The organism is Mesorhizobium sp. WSM4976 (assembly GCF_029625685.1).
GTDB lineage: Bacteria > Pseudomonadota > Alphaproteobacteria > Rhizobiales > Rhizobiaceae > Mesorhizobium.
The window spans coordinates 2,025-15,821 of sequence record NZ_JARTVT010000023.1; the positions used below are offsets into that span (position 1 = coordinate 2,025).

Below are 13,797 nucleotides of genomic sequence, written 5' to 3' on the forward strand. Positions count from 1 at the left end.
ACCGCAGCGCCGCCGGAGGTCAGGACCGGCAGGCCAGATGTGGAGCCGGAGAGGGTGTATGTGAGCGGCACGTCCGCACTCGCATTGAACAGGTTCGACACATTGCCGGTGGCCGAGCCGCCAAAGCCCGTTTCGCCGGTCGTCTCGCCGGCGAGCGCGTCCTCGTCGACCGTCGCCGTCTGCTTATTGGTGGTCGTGGTCGGCTGGTCGTCGATGATGGTCAGCGTCAGCGCGTTGGCGGCGGCGGTAACGGTGCTGCCGTCCTTGTCCGTCGCCTGGACGAGCCCGCTGACGTCGAACGAGAACGTGCCCTCCGGCGAGCCGTTCTGCGGCGTTTCCTGATCGATCGGCGCCGAAAGGGTAAAGGTGTAGGCTCCCGACGACTCGGTCAGCGCCAGCGTGAACACGGTCGTCGTTCCGGCCTTGGCGGTCAGCGTGTCAATGCCGCCACTGCTCGTGACCGAATAGGTCACCGCAGCGCCGCCGGAGGTCAGGACCGGCAGGCCAGATGTGGAGCCGGAGAGGGTGTATGTGAGCGGCACGTCCGCGCCCGCATTGAACAGGTTCGACACATTGCCGGTGGCCGAGCCGCCGAAGCCCGTTTCGCCGGTCGCCTCGCCGGCGAGCGCGTCCTCGTCGACCGTCGCCGTCTGCGTATTGGCGCTCGTTGTCGGCTGGTCATCGATGATCTTCAGCGTCAGCGCGTTGGCGGCTGCGGTGGCAGTGTCGCCGGCCCCAAAATTGCCATCCTTGTCGGTCGCCTGGACGAGCCCACTGACGTCGAAGGAGAACGTGCCCTCCGGCGAGCCGTTCTGCGGCGTTTCCTGATCGATCGGCGCCGAGAGCGTGAAGGTGTAGGCTCCCGACGACTCGGTCAGCGCGAGCGTGAACACGGTCGTCGTTCCCGCCTTGGCGGTCAGCGTGTCGATACCGCCGGCGCTCGCCACCGAATACGTCACCGCGGTCCCGCCCGAAGTCAGCGCCGGCAGGGCCGCTGCCAATTGCGTCGGCGTCAGGGGCGCCAGCCGGTAAGTGAGCGGTGTGTCGACGCCCGCGTTGAACAGGTTCGACACATTGCCGGTGGCCGAACCGCCGAAGCCCGTCTCGCCGGTCGTCTCGCCGACCAGCGCGTCCTCGTCGACCGTAGCCGTCTGCGTATTGGCGCTCGCGCTCGGCACGCTGTCCTCGAAGATGATGTGCGAGCCGACTTCCTTGGTGTCGGTGGTCGTGTTCGTCTGGGTTTCCGTGACATTGAGAATGTCAAAGCCGGGCGTGTTGCCGGGAGGCAAGATGTTCTCGACCACAAACTGATCGAACTGAGCGCCGTTCAGGGAGGTGAATGCGATCTTTTCCCCCGCGGTGAGTCCGCTCACTGTGCCGTCGGGGGCGCTTGTCGTGCCGCCGAAGGTGATGCCATGATTGCCAGTGGTCTGTGTCGATGAAGCGATCAAGACACCGCTGCTGTTGTAGACATCGATTTCACCGAGCGCGACCGTGTTCGTGGAGGTGTTCGTTTGCGTGCTGCCGAAGATGGCAGCGGACTCGTTCTGGGCGATGATCTTGAGGTTGACGAGGCTGTTTGTGGGAGTCACCTGGCTGATGTCGAAGCTCGCTCCTGTTCCTTCGATGTAGACGAGGCTGTTGAGCGAGTTGTCGGTGAGGAACGTCTTGTCCTTGGTGTTGCCGCCGGTGAAGCTCGATACGAAATCGAAGCGCAAAGCCCCCCCGGGAGTGATCGACTGGCTGTTGCTGCCGTCGCCGCCTGAACTGGTGTTGACGGTGTCGGGGTTGGATGTGCTGGCGTCGAGCCCGGTGACGATCACGGTCGACGTTCCACTGCTGCTCGTGAACGGCAGCCAGTAGTTCTGGCCGGGTTGCTTGGTGCCGATGTTGAACGACGAGGTGGAACTGGACGACCCGCTGACGTAGACGAGGTTGGCGAGATTGAGCGTGTTCGCGTCCTCGCCCACCGAGGGGTTCGTGTTGGTAAGGGCTTCGTACTGTACGACCCAGATCGTGGCGCCGCCGTTTGTCGGCTGCAGCAGGAGCGCGAACGCGACTGTGCCGGTGCTGTTCGTCTCTCTGCCGAGCACGATGCCGGGATTGCTCGAATCGGAAAAAAGATAGATCTCGTTGCCATCGATGGACTTGAAGCCGGAGTCGACGCCGTTCAGCGCTCCGCCGGTACTGTCGGTGAGCTTCAAATTCTGGTCGGTCGTGCTGACGATCGTGTCCTCGGAGATGCCGATCGCCTGAGTGGTGCCGGTTCCGGCGTTCGTCGTCGTATCGGGATAGATGCCGAGCGCCGTCAGCCTGTTCCCGAGCGAGGATGAAATAGTGCTCTGGAAAGTGGATAGCGTGACGTTGTCGTCGGAATCGGTGGCGTCGGTGTCTGTCGCAAGACTTGTCAGTCCTAGGTTTTCGTCCTCAATGACGTTGCCGGTGATGCTAAGTGACATGGTGTGTCTCCCTGCTCAGCGGCGGATGTGCCGCTGCGTTGCTGTTTCGCAGTCTCGATTTCCGATGTTCACTGAACCCATCCGCGTGGGATGGGGCTTGCACGAAGTCGGCCGGGTGAGCGGCAGTCCGCCCGAACCCTCGTGACTTGAGAGATATTGCAGCATGGCGCAGTGCGGCCTCGCGGGCGGATCAACATGACCGTCCGTGCGGTCGGAGGGCTCGTCGACAACGATGTCTCGGGTCAGGATGTCGATCGCCATCGAGACTCTCCCTGGTTTCAAAGCGGCTGGCGCTGTAATCGGCCCAACGCCCGGCAACCGGCCGCACGGACGCACATCCGCGGGCCGGAGCCAGCGCTGCGCGCCATCGTTAAAGGAAACTGGAGTTCTGGATTGACTTCAGGGGGTAGAGGGTACCGGGAGAGCCGCCGCTGCCCCTCCTCGCCATGCCCCCTTAGGCATTGCTAGGCGGATGCGTCCTGAGCGCATCGGTGACCCACCAACGGCGGGCACCAAGGATCGACAATGAGGGCATACTCAACCCCCCTCTCCACCAGGCATTGACTGCCTGTACGCCTCCCGCTCAAAACATGAGCAAGAAAAAGTTTACGCTTATTTGTGGAAATTTCAAATGGGACTGTTGCCTTTTAACAAAAAGTGTGAATCAGGAAAAGGTCCCTTCATGCAGGGGACTTTTGTCCCTAACTTTCGAACTCTTTGAAATCAAACGAAAATATCGCAGACCGCGCTTGAGGATTTGACTACGACCGCTACGCCAGCGATGAAATAGGCCCATGAAGAAGACGATCGCCGTAGCACCAATGATGGATTGGACGGACAGCTAAGCGAAATTAGCCAGTTACGAGGCGTCGTGTGCAAAATCGCACACGAAATTTCCGCTTTCTTCTTTTTTCGTATCAGTTCTCGTGCGCCTTTATCCCCGTGCCTTGGGAAGCCTGACTTGATTGAAAGCAATGTGAGGTTGGCTAGCGGTGAGTACGGTGAACCGACGCTCTTCAGCAAATTTGCTACGACGATCTTCACCAGCGCGCCGAGCACTGAAGCAGATCGCAGTTAGATTACCGGCGTTCTGACGCGTCAGCCACAGCATCGGGATGTGCCCTTTTGAAGCCATACCATCAATGGCAGCCATAATCCCGCACTGGCCGCAGCGCCTAGGCGCGGTGTACCGCGCCTTCTTAAGACAGAGCACCAAGGCCGAGGGCGAAAAAGCAGCTATGCGCCCAATGTCCGCCATAGCGCTAAGCTCTTCCGTCCCTGAAACCGGTCATCGCTGTGTCCTGGAAAGGCCAATCTTGTCGATTCGTCGTTAGGATCGACGGCTGAACCGATCGATCCTGAAATCGTCGAGCGGCGTTGCGCAACGGCCGGTCGTGATGAGTTCCGCCATGGCGTCGCCAACGCCGGGACCGAGCTGGAAGCCGTGCCCGCTGAAGCCGAAGGCGTGAAAGAGGCCCGGCGTCGTAGCCGAGCGTCCCATGACCGGCAGCATGTCTCGCACATAGCCTTCGCAACCGGACCAGGTGCGGATCACCGCCGCCTGCGCCATTGCCGGCAGCAGCCGAGCGACGGCGCGCAACTGCACCGGCAGGCACGCAGGATCGGCCTGCGCATGACCCGGATCGAGGTCCACCGGGACTCTTTCGGCGGCACCGCCGAAGACGATGTTGCCTCGCTCGACCTGACGCAGATAGGCGCCATAGTCCTTGTGGCGCGTCCAAATGCCGACGACCGGCAGGATGCGATGCGGCAGCGGCTCGGTCACGCCCATCTGCGGGCCGCGCGCGTCCAGCGGCACATTTTCGCCGAATTCGGCCGCGACGCGCGCCCCCCAGGCGCCGGCGGTGTTGAGCAGGCATTCGGCGGCGAACGCGCCTTTTGAGCTGGCGACAAGAAAGCTGGATTTCATGCGGTTGATTTTCTCGATCTTGGCGTTCTCGATGATTTCCGCGCCGAGCTTACGTGCAGCCTCGGCAAAGGCCGGCGCGATCAGCCGCGGATTCCCGCTGCCGTCATGCTGCGAGAACGACGCGGCGATCGCGTCGGGGCCGAGGCCGGGAAACCGGGAACGGATTTCGCGCGGGCCAAGTTCTTCCAGTTCGAGCCCCCAAGGCCGTGCCGCTTCGGCGTAGGCCTGCATGTCGGCGAGACTGCCTTCGTCGAAGATCAGCCTTATATGGCCGGTGGCGCGGAACTCGACGTCGCGGCCAAGCATTTTCTCGCACTCGCCCCACAGCCTCAGCGAGCGGTGGGCCAGCGGAAGCTGGGACAGGTGACGGCCGGTGCGGCGGATGTTGCCGAACGAAGCGACGGTTGCCCCGGTGCCGATCCGGTCGCGCTCGATCAGCGTCACGCGCGCGCCGCGCCGGGCGAGGAAATAGGCCGTGGCTGTCCCCATCAGGCCGCCGCCCAGCACGATCACATCCATTGTCGTTCCTCGATCCTCGGATGGATCAATCTTGTCGGTGCCGCTTCGTTGCGTCAAAGATGGCTTTGGGTAAGACCCATAAGCTTTACCTATGGAGTGGCAATGCGGGCCAGGCAGCTCGAAGTGTTCATCGCCGTCATGCGCGCCGGCACGGTGACCGCCGCGGCGCGGATGCTGAACATCTCCCAGCCCGCGCTCAGCCAGATCCTTCTCCACACCGAGGACGAGCTCGGTTTCACGCTGTTCGAGCGTGTGAAGGGCAGGCTTCGCCCGACGCCGGAAGCGCTCGAGATCTTCGCCGATGCGGAGAGGCTATCGGCGGGGCTCGACGGCCTGCGCCGCAAGACGACCGATCTGCGTCTCGGCCGAACCGGGCTGGTGCGGGTGGCGGCCTCGCCGCCCCCGGCCATGGCGATATTGCCGCGCGCCTTCACCGCATTCCGGGCGCAGCACCCCGATATTCTGCTGCGTTCCCATAGCGCGCCGATCGCCGCGATCGTCGACATGCTGCGCGCCGGTGATGCCAGTCTCGGCGTGGCAATGGACGATCGCCTGCCTCCCGACATTGAGGCCGAGGTGATCGGCAGCATCGGCTTTGCATGCCTGTTGCCCGCCGGGCACGCGTTGCAAAGGAGGACCGAGCTGAGGCTTGCCGATCTCGCTGGGGAAGAGCTGATCTCCTATCGGGGGAACACCCGTCCTGCCGACGAGCTGGCCCACGCCGCACGCGCGCAAGGAGTAGCGCTTTCGCCGTCGCTCGAGATCGACGCATCTATCTCCGCCGTCGGCTTCGTCCAGGCCGGTCTGGGTATAGCTCTCGTCGACGCGCTCCTGCCCTGGCAGCTGTTTGCCGGGCTCAGCGTCAGGCCGCTGGCGGCTGGGCCGGAATTCCCGATCGCGCTGCTCACGTCTCGTGCCCGGGCCCTGTCGCGCGCCGACGAGATGATGCGCGACGAAATCCGCACGGCCTGCTCCGCCATTCTCCACGAGCATCGCGCAAGGGCATAAGCAAGACTTATATCCTTGCCCTTCATCCATCTTGGACCCGCACCGTCCGCTCGTGCCAGTTTCGGTGGCAGACAGGAAGGGACACATCATGGATGGTGCCGTCGCGACGGATGAGGCGCGGAGCAAGGCCGACTGGAAGGTCGGCGTCGATATCGGCGGGACCTTCATAGATTTCTGCGCGCTAGAGGCAAACTCCGGGCGCGTCGCCTCGCTGAAGGTGCTGACGACGCCGGATGATCCTGGAGCCGAGCTGATGACCGGCCTCACGCTTCTCGCCGAACGCGAAGGATTCGACCCCACCCACATGACCCGCTTCGTGCACGGCACGACCGTCGGCATCAACACCATCATCCAACGCAAGGGTGCGCCGCTGGCGCTGTTCACCAACGCCGGCTTCGAGGATGTCATCGAACTGGCGCGGCTTCGAATGCCGGACATGTATTCGCTGTTCTGCTCGCGGCCGGACCCGCTGATCTCGCGCGACATGGTCTTCGGCATTCCGGCCCGCATGCGCGCCGATGGCAGAGAGTCCCAGGCGCCAGACATGGTGGCGGTGGAAGGCGCCGTCGCGGCAGCGAAAGCGAATGGGGCCCAAGGCATCATCGTCTCCTTCCTGCATGCCTGGCGCAACGCCGCGCAGGAAGCCTCGGTGAAGGCGGCGATCGCGCGTCTGGCGCCGGAGCTCTTCGTCTTCACGTCCGCCGAAGTCTGGCCCGTCATCCGTGAGTATGAGCGCAGCTCGACCGCCATTCTCAACGGCTATGTCCATCCCCGCGTTTCGGGCTATCTGACAGCGCTGGAAGAGCGGCTGAAGGGCCGCGGCGTGCCGGCCCGGCCGATGCTGACGAAATCGAATGGCGGGCTGATGAACGCCGCCGAGGGCAAGCATGCCTGCGTCAACATGCTTTTGTCGGGAACGGCCTCCGGGGTTATCGGCGCATCGTGGCTGGCGCGCCAGGCCGGAGAGGACAAGATCCTCACCCTCGACATCGGCGGTACCTCTGCAGACTTCGCGCTGATCATCGGCGGCGAGGCGCAGTTCGGCACCGGCGAGCTGATCGGCGAGTTTCCGCTCCACATCCCGTCAGTATCGGTCAGCTCGATCGGCGTCGGCGGCGGCTCGATCGCCAGCGTCGACGCGCAAGGGGTGCTGCGCGTCGGCCCGGAATCGGCCGGCTCGACGCCGGGACCAGCCTGCTACGGCCGCGGCGGCGCTCAGGCGACAGTGACGGACGCAATGGTGGTCTGCGGATGGCTCGGCCACAGCGAGATGGCTTATGGCCAGCTCCGGATCGATACTGCACTGGCGCATCGGGCCGTCGGCGAGCTTGCCGCCCGGCTCGGTCGCCCGGTCGAGCAGACCGCGCAGGCGATCCTCGACATTGCTGTGTCGGAAATGTTCGTGGAGGTCGAAAAACTCGCCTCGCGCGCCGGCGTCGATCTGCGCGATTTCACGCTGATGCCCTTTGGCGGCGGCGGCCCGATGCTCGGCGCCTTCCTGGCCCGCGAGCTCGGTATGAAGCGCGTCATGGCGCCCCGCCGCCCCGGTGTGGTCTCGGCGCTGGGCGGGCTCGTGGCCGATTTGCGTGGCGACTTCATCCGCACCATCTTCGCGCCGTTGTCGACCGCGTCGCTTCCCGCGATCCGTGAAGCTTTCGAGGCGCTCGCGCAAGAGGGCCGCGACTGGCTTGCAGCCCAAGGGCATGATGCGGCCGCCGATCTCAATCTCTCCTGCGACATGCGCTATCTCGGGCAGAGCTATGAGATCGATGTCGTGCTTTTGCCGGAATGGCTGGCGGAGGGCAGCGCGGAGGCAATCGAGCAAGCCTTTCACCGCACCCACGAGCAGCTCTACGATTTCCACGATCCCCAAGGCGCGATCGAGCTTGTGAATGTCCGCCTGTCGGCAATAGGCGCGGGCCCGGCGCTGTCGTTCCCCGAGACCGACGAGATCGACACTCCGGCCAGCCCTGCGCGCAGGCTCCCCGTCTATACGGGCCTGAGCGTTGAGACGGTCGACCTCCACGACCGGCAGACCTTGGTGCCCGGCAGCACGTTCCTCGGGCCTGCCGTGGTGGTCCAGGAAGACACGACCTTCGCCATTCCCGCCGGAACGCAGGCTCGGGTCGACCGCCACCTCAATCTCCTTCTGACCTTCGCGGAGTGACGCCGTTGTTCGACCGCACAAACCTTCAGGTCCTCGCCAACCATGCGCGCGCGGCGGCCGAGAACATGGCCCACACGCTGCATCGGACCGCGCACTCGGCCTTTGTCAAGGAGACGCAGGATTTTACCGTGATGCTGATGGACCGTTCTGGGGCAACCTTCGCCGTGCCGATGGAACTCGGCGCAACCTGGTATCCGGGCCTTTCCTACCGTCGCGCGATCGCGATGGTGGATGACTACCGGCCCGGAGACGTCGCCTTCACCAACGATCCCTATTCAGGCCATGTCGCCACGCACGCGCCCGATACGCATCTTTGGAAGCCGGTGTTCGTCGACGGCGAGATCGTCGCCTGGACCGGCGGCCATATACACAACACCGACATGGGTGGTGCTGTGCCGGCTTCGCTCAGCCGGGCGCTTACCGAGATCCATCAGGAGGGTATCCGTTTTCCACCGATGAAGCTGGTGCGCCAGGGCGTCTTCGACGACGCGATCCTTCGGATCATGAGCATCAATGTGCGCAAGCCCGGGCTCAACATCGGCGACATCAAGGCGCTGGTCGGCGCCCTCAACACCGGCGAGCGCAAGATCCAGGCGATGGTGAAAAAGTTCGGCAAGGCCGGCTTCGTCGAAGGCGTTGCCGCGCTTCTGGATCACGCCGAAGCGCAGGCGCGTGACGTGCTGCGCGCCATGCCCGACGGCAGCTGGGAATTCGCCGATTATGCGGACGAGGATTCCGTCGAAGCCAATCCCTGCCGGCTGAAACTGAGGCTGACGATCAAGGGTGACGAGGCGGTACTTGACTTCACCGGCTCCGATCCGCAGCTTGGCTCTTCGCTCAACGTCCCTTCGGGCGGCGATCCGCGCCACACCATGCTGCTCGTCGGCGTCTACTACGTGCTCTACACGTTGAACCCGAAGATCCTGCTCAACACGGGCCTTACCCGACCGTTTACCTGCATCACGCCGCAAGGGTCGGTGCTGAACCCGATGCATCCCGCCGCCGTCGGCATGCGCTCGCTCACCTGCGCGCGGCTGCGCTCGGTCATCTTCGGCGCCTTCTCGCAAGCCGTGCCGGAATGGCTGCCGGCGGCCCCCGCCGGCAACAACTGCATCGTCAATGTCATGACCACCGACGAGCGCACCGGTCGCAGCGTCATCGCGGCGGTGAACCCGGTGGTAGGCGGCGGCGGAGCGATGCCGCATCGCGATGGCACCAATGGGTCAGGCGCCGATGCCGCCTATCTGAAGAACACGCCGATCGAGATCACCGAGACCGAGACGCCGGTCGAGTTCGTCAAATACGGGCTCGCTCGGGACAGCGGCGGCGCGGGCCGCTGGCGGGGAGGTCTGGCGACCGAGATGGCCTTCCGCGTCTTTGCCCCGGACACAAGGGTCACCGCGCGCAATCGCGATCGCAGCTTCTTCCGCCCCTGGGGCGTGCTGGGCGGCAAGGCTGCGGGCCTCTCGGACATGGTCGTCAATCCGGGAACCGGGCACGAACGGCGGCTGGGCAATATCGATACCGCGGTGCTGCAGCCCGGCGACGTGCTGGAGATCCGCTCCGCCGGCGGCGGCGGGCGCGGCGATCCGTTTCAGCGCGAGCCCTGGCGGGTCGCTGAGGACGTACGGCGCGGCTATCTCTCTCCGATAGCCGCGGAGCGCGACTACGGCGTCGTCCTCCGCGATGGTGAGGTCGACGAGCAGGCGACAGACCAATTACGCGCGCGGCAGAACCCATCCGCCGGCCATTTCCATTTCGGGCCGGAGCGCGACGGCTACGAGGCGCAGTGGACGCCGGCCGCCTATGACCGGCTCCACGTCATATTGGACGCCTTGCCGATCCATTGGCGGTTCTTCGCCAAGACGGAGATTTTCCGGCGCATGAAAGGGCGCTCCGAGGCGGATGGCGTCCAAGCAGCTTTCGATGCGGTCTGCGAACGGTTTCCCGAAATGCCACATCCGGGACCGGTCCGGGAGGCAGCGGAATGAGTACGACTGGCCGCATCGTCCGGCTGACCGAGTTCGACCGGGCGGAGGTACAGTTCTTTCTTGACGGCGAGAAGTGCTCAGCGCTTGCCGGGGATACCGTGCTCACCGCCATACTGGCTTCCGGACACGCGTTGCGAAACTCCGAGTTCGGACCTGAGCCGCGAGCGGGCTTCTGCCTTATGGGCGCCTGCCAGGATTGCTGGCTGTGGCAGGAGAGGGGGCCACGCCTGCGCGCGTGTTCCACGCCGGTCACTGAGGGCATGCGGTTGCGCACGACGACGCCGGAGAACTGGCCGTGAGCGACGCCACATCGCCGAGGGTGGTGATCGTCGGTGCGGGTCCGGCGGGCATTCGTGCCGCTGCGACACTGGTCGAGGCCGGGCTCCATCCGGTGGTGATCGACGAAGGCCATCGCGCCGGCGGTCAGATCTATCGGCGCCCGCCGGACGGGTTCGTCCGCCCGCCGGAACAGCTCTACGAATCGGAAGCGGCCAAGGCGCGCACGCTGCATGCGCTAGTCGACCAACTTGTCGAAGCAGGGCGGCTCACTCATTGTCCGGGCAGTTCCGTCGTCGCCGCGCATGAGGGGCGGCTGCATGTGCTGAGAGAAGGCGAGGTGCAAGTGATCGGCTATGACCGGCTGATCCTTGCCACCGGCGCGTCCGACCGCGTCGCCCCGGTCCCCGGTTGGCAGAACGCTGGCGTCTATACCCTCGGCGCGGCGCAGATTGCGCTCAAGGCGCAGGGCGTCGCGCTCGGTCGGCACATCGTTCTCATCGGATCGGGACCTTTGCTGACGCTGGTCGGCGCGCAACTTCTCAAGGCGGGAGCGGACGTGGCGGCGGTCCTGGACACATCCTCCTGGCACCGGCAGATGCGGAGTTTCTCCGGACTTGCGGCCCGGCCGATCGTTGCGCTGCGTGGTCTCGTCCTGCGGGCACGGCTCGGCGGCCGCTATCATGCGGGCGTGACGCTGGAGCGGATCGAAGCGGACGCGTCGGGCGTCATTGCGATGCGCTGGCGCGACGCCGGCGGACGGCAGCGCCTCACCCCATGCGACATGGTCGGCATGGGCTGGCACCTGCGGGCGGAGACGCATCTTGCCGATGTGGCCGGATGCACCTTTGACTATGACGAGCAGTGGCGGCAATGGCTGCCGCAGACCGACACGATGGGGCGGGCCGGCAACGGAGTCTACCTTGCGGGAGACGGGGCTCGTCTCCTCGGTGCGGATGGCGCGGAGATCGCGGGCCGTCTCGCGGCCGTGGCATGCCTCACCGATCTCGGGCATGCGGCGCCTTCCGTCAAAGCCGATCTGCGCAAGCTGACGCGGCTCGAGCGCTTTGCCCTCGGTCTGGCTCGTGCCTTTCCCTGGCCGTCCGATATGGTGCGAACACTGCCCGACGACGCGATCGTCTGCCGCTGCGAAAACATCACTGCCGGAGCGGTGCGCGAGAGCGCGGATTTCGGCGGCGGCGAGGCCAACAGGGTGAAGTCGGTTTCACGCGCGGGCATGGGGCGCTGCCAAGGGCACTATTGCCAGTTGGCGGCTGTCGATCTCGTCGCGGCGCAGGCCGGATGCGCGACCATGGATGTCGGCCGATTTCGCGGGCAGGCTCCTGTGCGGCCGACGCCGATCGGCGCTTTTCTCCGGGAAGACTGATGCGACCGCGAAAGCCACGCTCAGTCCTAGAAATCGGCGACCTTGCCCCAAGAGGAGGCGTCGAAGCGCCACGGGTCGTAGGACGCCGGATCGACGATCGGCTCTGCACCAGTCACCAGATCGGCAACGAGGTGCCCAGCGCCTGGCCCGATGCCGAAGCCGTGTCCCGAAAATCCGGCGGCCAGGAAAAAGCCTGGAACGGAATGGATCGCGCCGATAGCCGGCACGCCGTCCGGCGTGCTGTCAATATAGCCGGCCCATGCAGCACTTATCCTGGTCTTTCTGAGGTCGGGCAGAAGTTCGAGCGCGCGGGCATGCGTCAGGCGGATCGTCGACTGATCTGGTGCTGGATCAAGGATGCGCATCCGCTCCATCGGCGTCGGCCGGTCGAGCTGCCAGCGTCGCAGCGTTTCGTGGCCCGAGCGCACGCCTTGCAACCCGCCGGGGCCGAGGCTGCGCCACCGCTTCAGGAACATCGGCACGAACTGCGAGGAGAAGCGCAACAGCTGTGGCGTCATGTCGACGCTTCCGCGTCCACTGATCGCGAGCGTGTAGCCACCGTCGCCGCGTCGCGTCGCCGAAATCTTTGCCGTGTGGAGCGCATCCGGCAGGCCTTCCGCGCCGGGCGAGACCGACAGGATGGAGGAGCGGACCGACGCTTGCGGGAAGCGGAAGCCGAACTGGCGGCAAAAGGACGACGCCCAGGCGCCGCCCGCCATCACCGCCGCGTTCGTGCGGATTGTGCCGCTTTCCGTGACCACGCCACTCAGACGCCCCCCCTCGGTCTCGATGCCGCGCGCGGCGCAATTCTGATGCACGCTGCTGCCGAGCTTAAGGATGGCGCGGGCGACCGAGGGCGCGGCCCGCGATGGATCGGCGGTGCCGTCGGTCGGCGAGAAGACGCCGCCCTTCCAATTCCGGCCGGTGGCGCGGCCTCGCTCGCTGGCCGCGGTGCTGTCGAGCATATGCGTGATGACGCCGGCGGTTCTGGCAAAGTCGCGCCAGCCCGCCCAGCCGGCCAGTTCGGTCTCGTCATTGCTGAGATAGAGCAGGCCGCAGCGGCGAAAGCCGGTGTCCTCGCCAGTCTCTACCGAAAAGCGCTCCCACAGATCGAGGCTGTGAGTCGCCATTGGCAGCTCGCGGGCATCGCGGTTCTGTTGCCGGCACCATCCCCAGTTCCTGCTGGACTGCTCGGCGCCGATGCGCCCCTTTTCGACAAGCGCGACCTTCATGCCGCGCCGCGCCAAATAGTAGGCCGCGAAGACGCCGACGATGCCGCCGCCGATGATTACCGCATCCGCGGATTGCGGCATCTCGCTGGATGTCTCGATTTGCTGCAGTGGCGCGCGCATGACTCTCTCTGCCTTGAAGTCCCAGTTTATCGCGTTGCGCAGGCAGCCGCTGCCGCAGTTCAGGCGCAAGCAGAATTTTGTTCCGGCAACCCCGTTGAAATCGCGAAACCCTGCGTTTCAAAGCGGTGTCCGCTCGGATGGACAGGCCGGCGGGCCATGGTAGTCTCGACGGGCACCAGCATGGCAGCATTTTGTGCTGTGGCACTCTTCCTCGGAGACAGCCCATGAAACTGGATCGAATCGACATCAAGATTCTGCACGAGCTGCAGAAGAACGGCCGCATCACCAATGTGGAACTGGCCGAGCTGGTGCATCTGTCGCCGAGCCCATGCCTGATGCGGGTCAAGAAGCTGCAGTCGGAAGGCTATATCGAGGGCTATTCGGCGCAGGTCAATATAGGCAAGCTCGGCCAGACGCTGACCGTGTTCACCGAGATCACCTTGAAGAACCATCGCCAGGTGGATTTCGCCCGCTTCCTCGCCGTCGTGGAAAAGATCGATCAGGTCATCGAATGCCACCTCGTCTCGGGGGGTTACGACTATCTGATGAAATTCGTCACCGCCGGTATCGGCGAATACCAGACGATCATGGAAAGGCTGACCGACATGGACATCGGCATCGACAAATATTTCTCGTTCGTGGTGCTGAAGTCACCCATCGTCAAGGCGCAGATGCCGCTGCCCAGCCTGTTCCCGATGTGAGACTGCG

10 protein-coding genes are annotated in these 13,797 nt (G+C 64.7%); 6 read left to right on the top strand and 4 right to left on the bottom strand.

Going from position 1 to position 13,797, the window contains the following annotated elements; translation table 11 throughout:
• The 3 genes from P9272_RS25255 to P9272_RS25265 form a co-directional block, all read right to left on the bottom strand.
• Window positions 1-2,459, bottom strand: a 2,459-nt coding sequence (locus tag P9272_RS25255; protein ID WP_278162642.1) for a hypothetical protein, incomplete at its 3' end; no start/stop codon positions are given.
• Between the two features lie 15 nt (window positions 2,460-2,474).
• Window positions 2,475-2,720, bottom strand: coding sequence for a hypothetical protein (locus tag P9272_RS25260; RefSeq protein ID WP_278162643.1), 246 nt, complete (start codon window positions 2,718-2,720; stop codon window positions 2,475-2,477).
• A 1,069-nt stretch (window positions 2,721-3,789) separates the two neighbouring features.
• Window positions 3,790-4,908: an FAD-binding oxidoreductase gene (locus P9272_RS25265; RefSeq protein ID WP_278162644.1), complete on the bottom strand. Its 1,119-nt coding sequence runs from the start codon at window positions 4,906-4,908 to the stop codon at window positions 3,790-3,792.
• A gap of 102 nt (window positions 4,909-5,010) precedes the next feature.
• Between P9272_RS25265 and P9272_RS25270 the strand changes: the two genes are divergently transcribed.
• The 5 genes from P9272_RS25270 (at window position 5,011) to P9272_RS25290 (ending at window position 11,737) form a co-directional block, all read left to right on the top strand.
• Window positions 5,011-5,916, top strand: a complete 906-nt coding sequence (locus P9272_RS25270) for a LysR family transcriptional regulator (RefSeq protein WP_278162646.1) — start codon at window positions 5,011-5,013, stop codon at window positions 5,914-5,916.
• Window positions 5,917-6,004: 88 nt separating this feature from the next.
• A complete protein-coding gene (locus P9272_RS25275) occupies window positions 6,005-8,083 on the top strand; it encodes a hydantoinase/oxoprolinase family protein (RefSeq protein WP_278162647.1) in 2,079 nt (692 codons plus the stop codon).
• 5 nt (window positions 8,084-8,088) lie between these two features.
• The gene (locus P9272_RS25280; protein WP_347404067.1) at window positions 8,089-10,074 is read left to right on the top strand and encodes a hydantoinase B/oxoprolinase family protein; all 1,986 of its coding nucleotides are present in this window, start codon (window positions 8,089-8,091) and stop codon (window positions 10,072-10,074) included.
• The gene (locus P9272_RS25285) at window positions 10,071-10,373 is read left to right on the top strand and encodes a (2Fe-2S)-binding protein (RefSeq protein WP_278162649.1); all 303 of its coding nucleotides are present in this window, start codon (window positions 10,071-10,073) and stop codon (window positions 10,371-10,373) included. The genes P9272_RS25280 and P9272_RS25285 overlap by 4 nt, the downstream gene beginning before the upstream one ends.
• Window positions 10,370-11,737, top strand: coding sequence for an FAD/NAD(P)-binding oxidoreductase (locus P9272_RS25290; RefSeq protein ID WP_278162650.1), 1,368 nt, complete (start codon window positions 10,370-10,372; stop codon window positions 11,735-11,737). The genes P9272_RS25285 and P9272_RS25290 overlap by 4 nt, the downstream gene beginning before the upstream one ends.
• 26 nt (window positions 11,738-11,763) lie before the next feature.
• Here P9272_RS25290 and P9272_RS25295 read toward each other — a convergent pair whose 3' ends face one another.
• Entirely contained in the window at window positions 11,764-13,089 is a 1,326-nt protein-coding gene (locus P9272_RS25295) for an FAD-binding oxidoreductase (protein ID WP_128259073.1), read from the bottom strand.
• Between the two features lie 224 nt (window positions 13,090-13,313).
• On the opposite strand from P9272_RS25295, the gene P9272_RS25300 reads away from it, so the two are divergent.
• Complete coding sequence (locus P9272_RS25300; protein WP_278162651.1) at window positions 13,314-13,790, top strand: Lrp/AsnC family transcriptional regulator; 477 nt, start codon at window positions 13,314-13,316, stop codon at window positions 13,788-13,790.
• Window positions 13,791-13,797: the final 7 nt, after the last annotated feature.